We start from the raw sequence: 4,068 nt of genomic DNA, 5'->3' as shown, positions 1-4,068 counted from the left end.
CTAAGCAAAATTAATTACACATTTCGATCAAGCTTTTGCCTTTTGCCTCTTGCCTTTTGCCTATCCTAACCAAGAAATTAATTTTGCACGACTACTTACTGTCGAACAACTAAAAAAATACGTCGAGAACCAAAACTCCCCAAAAGTGGAAACGCTACCGCGTTAGTTTCATTCTGGTCGCGATTCATCTCCCGTTAACTGCGTAGCGGTTTAACGGGATTCCTCTCGCGACCTTGAGATAGAACTAGGGGGCAACCGCTTATTCTTAAGATTAGCCGAATCTCCCCCAATCCCTTTGCTGTTGCCAGAGTGCCTCGTCTCAACAAGCAATTTAAATGCGCGGGAGGTTCACCTGATCAGCCTTTCTCTCTCAAATCTTAAGGCCGATGCGTTTCATTTTTGAATTGGCGTAATGACGGCTGGAACGGTCGTGGCTGCTAATTTGCCGATCGCATCAATGATTCCCAAAGAAAAAGCATAACCCTGGGGACAGGGTAATTCATCACTGGAAAGAGGTAGTGAATCCCCTACGGTTGATAATAATGGCGGTTCTGTCGTCGTTTGGATGCTTTCACAATAGCTAACTCTCGTGACATAATTGGAGGGGGTTTTCCGAAAATTAGGAATACTGAAAGTTCCATAATCTGTCGGGTCTTTAGGTTGCCAATTTTGTTGGCGTTTGGTATCGGCATCTGACATTTTACCCCCCCATAAAACCGCTACATAACCATAACTATCACTTTGGCGAGGAATCGCGGCTATTTGCACTCCATGATTATTAATAACTTGTACCTCAAAATAATGGCTGGGTAGGGCAATTAATCCTGAGAGTTTTTCAAGAAATTTTCCCTTGTCTAAATAGGATGTATTTTGTACATTAACATAAATAGATAATAATTTAATTACTTCTAAATTGCTGGGGCGAATAATCGGTTGAGTTGGTGAGGTGGGTGGTTCAATCTTTGATGATTCTTGGGTGGTTTTGAACCCATAAAACAGGGCTATCAAAGCAGCAATTGCACTGCCAAACCACAAATAATTACCATAGACATTTTTCGCTTTGCGAGGCTGATTGAGGTCTTTTAATGCCGCTGAAGCTGATGTATAGCGGTTACTTAGACCTGGCGCAATTAGACCATCTAAAACTTCCGCTAATTGAGAACTAACCGTATTTTCCCCAAGCCAGTCTCGCCATACCCAATTATTATCACCATCCACTAAATTAAACGGTGATGTATTAGTTAATAAATAAATACAGGTTACACCTAAACTATAGAGGTCACTAGCAAAAACCGCTTTTCCTCGTAATTGTTCTGGGGCGACAAATTCCGCAGTTCCGATGCTAGTTCCCGTTTTAGCCAGGTTAGTTCCCGTGTGGAGTTTAGTCGCCCCAAAATCTACTAAAAAGAGACGTTTATCGCTTGTTCTACGGATAATATTAGCGGGTTTAACATCCCGATGAATTAGGTTTTTAGCGTGTAGATATTGTAAAATCGGTAAAATTTGATTGAGTATATCTCGGATTTGGCTTTCTCCAAATACCCCCCTTGCTGCTAATTCTTGTTCTAAGGTTTCTCCTGGAATGAACTCTTGGATAAGATACTGTTGTTCATCTATATAAAAATATGCCAAAAATTTGGGGATTTGGGGATGGTTAAGCACCTGTAACCTTTGGGCTTCTCGACGGAAGAGGCCAGAGGATACCTGAGCATCATTAGTCCTATGGGGGGAAAATTGTTTAATCGCACAGGGAGGGTGATTAGTTTCGCTTTCATCTATACCTAAATAGGTGATACCAAACCCCCCAGACCCAATTTCTCTCAATCCTCGATAGCGATCGCCTAACTTTAATGACTGACCGCAGCGTTCACAGGATACAATATCTTTAGGGTTTTCGTGGCGACAGGTGGGATTAAAACAAAGACTCATAGTTTTTCCCCAGGACATAGTTATCGCTTAACTCTAACACAGATGCTGAGACTATGAGACCATCAACTGTTGATGATTATTACTGAACTTCCCCGTTGACAAAAGGCCATAACATCTGCTGTAGGAGGGATTAAGAGTATTCAAACCAATCGTCCCCAAGTCCTCCAATAAAGTCCGAAAACTAGGCCCAGGAAAGTTCTCTTAATTCCTTTTGGACATAATCTTAGGTTTTATGGCTAGAATTGTCTCTTGTCTTTTTCTCTTCCTGTCTCCTCACCTAAGGGAAGATTTTTGATTTTTTCAGGATCTATATTAATCTTTCAGCAATTGTAAGCGATAACGATACAAAGCCACAGGACGATTCGGCGCTTGGAAATAATCAGGCGATTGGGGGGAAAGATAAATGGCTGTCACCTGATCGCCTAGAATTTTATTAGGAGATAATAACTGATAGGCGGTGGTGGTTTCCACCTCATTAAGATAAGTATTGGTTTCTCCCTGGAAAATTTGTTGACTAATTTCTGTGGCAATAAATTGATTTCGGCTAGGAGTTTCGCTATTTCTGGCAATTACCGTGGAAATTAGTTGATGAGCGCCCCGTAAAAAGGTAATCTGACGATTGGGATTATTGGGGTCAGTTTTTACCGATAATACCGATTGACTACCCAAATAGGCGCGACTAATTGCTAAACCATTAAAGGATCGATCGGCCACAATTGATGGTTTACTGATAATGGTGGATAAAAAGGCAGCATTTATCGGTCTGGACATAGCTTTCTCAATGAATCTCACTGGAAACTCGATCGATTGTTCTAGGTAACGACGATTACTTTCAAAACCAGGTGTGATAATCTGGGGAGCAAGAGGAGCGGTTAAATCGATCAGAGTACTGGTGACAGTCCAATTGCCTACCATCCAATCGGGATAAACTAAATCTCCGCTGGCAAAACTAACCACCGGTTTAGTCATCCAGCGAGGATAATTAGTTAAGCGATCGCTTAAATTTCCTGCCATAGACAATTTTAAATGGTTACTACAGCCTAGAATCAATACTAACAAGAACAAAATTATCCTTTGCATGGGTAAAAATATTTTTTAAGAAATATTCTTTAATTATGAACGATTTGATCAACTCCCAAGCCTTTAATCTCGATTCGGCAGTAATTCCCATCGCACCCACTGGTTTTAAATCGGGTTTTATTGGTATTATTGGTCGTCCTAATGTGGGCAAATCCACCCTGATGAATCAATTAGTGGGACAAAAAATCGCCATTACTTCTCCCATCGCTCAAACTACCCGCAACCGTTTACGCGGCATTGTCACCAGCGAGCGCGCCCAGATGATTTTTGTCGATACCCCCGGCATTCACAAGCCCCATCACGAATTAGGCAAAGTTTTAGTTAAAAATGCTGAAAACGCCATAAATTCTGTAGATTTAGTTTTATTTGTTGTCGATAGTAGCAATTTTTTGGGTAGTGGCGATCGCTATATCGCCGATTTACTGACTAAAAACCAAACTCCCACGATTTTAGGGCTAAATAAAGCCGATCAGCAACCGGAAGACCGGGAGCCTATCGACGATAGTTATCGCACCTTAGCGGCGGAAAATAACTGGTCTCTACTCAAATTTTCGGCACTGGAGGGGACGGGAATCGAAGAATTGCAAAATCTGTTAATTGATTCCCTCGAAGTCGGTCCCTATTACTATCCCCCCGATTTAGTCACCGATCAGCCGGAAAGGTTTATTATGGGCGAATTAATCCGCGAACAGATTTTACTGCAAACCCGTCAGGAAATTCCCCATTCTGTGGCGGTGGTGATTGAACGCGTCGAGGAAACTCCCGCTTTAACCAAGGTTTTTGCCGCCATTAACGTGGAACGAGCTTCCCAAAAAGGGATCGTCATCGGTAAAAATGGCAGTATGTTAAAAGCGATCGGCTCTTCCGCTCGATCGGCTATTCAAAAGTTAATCGCCGGGGAGGTATATTTAAAATTATTTGTGAAGGTAGAACCGAAATGGCGACAATCTCGCTCACTTTTAGCAGAATTTGGCTATCGCACCGAGGAGTGAATTGGGGTGTAGGGTGTGGGGTGTAGGGTGTGGGGTGTGGGGTGTGGGGTGTGGGGTGTGGGGTGTG

Annotated in this window: 3 protein-coding genes; 1 reads left to right on the top strand and 2 read right to left on the bottom strand. The window is 42.4% G+C overall.

The window, feature by feature from the left end:
* Positions 1–393: 393 nt before the first annotated feature.
* Both PX481_RS23715 and PX481_RS23710 read right to left on the bottom strand, forming a co-directional pair.
* Positions 394–1,929, bottom strand: coding sequence for a serine/threonine-protein kinase (locus tag PX481_RS23715; protein ID WP_288026634.1), 1,536 nt, complete (start codon positions 1,927–1,929; stop codon positions 394–396).
* 312 nt (positions 1,930–2,241) lie between these two features.
* Positions 2,242–3,009, bottom strand: a complete 768-nt coding sequence (locus PX481_RS23710) for a DUF6816 family protein (protein WP_002757894.1) — start codon at positions 3,007–3,009, stop codon at positions 2,242–2,244.
* 35 nt (positions 3,010–3,044) lie between these two features.
* Here PX481_RS23710 and era point away from each other — a divergent pair, with 35 nt between their 5' ends.
* Entirely contained in the window at positions 3,045–4,001 is a 957-nt protein-coding gene (era, locus tag PX481_RS23705; protein WP_002757895.1) for a GTPase Era, read from the top strand.
* Positions 4,002–4,068: the final 67 nt, after the last annotated feature.

The organism is Microcystis sp. M53603_WE2 (assembly GCF_030065435.1).
The sequence above is the reverse complement of the archived record's forward strand: the minus strand, read 5'-3'. Positions and strand labels throughout refer to the sequence as shown.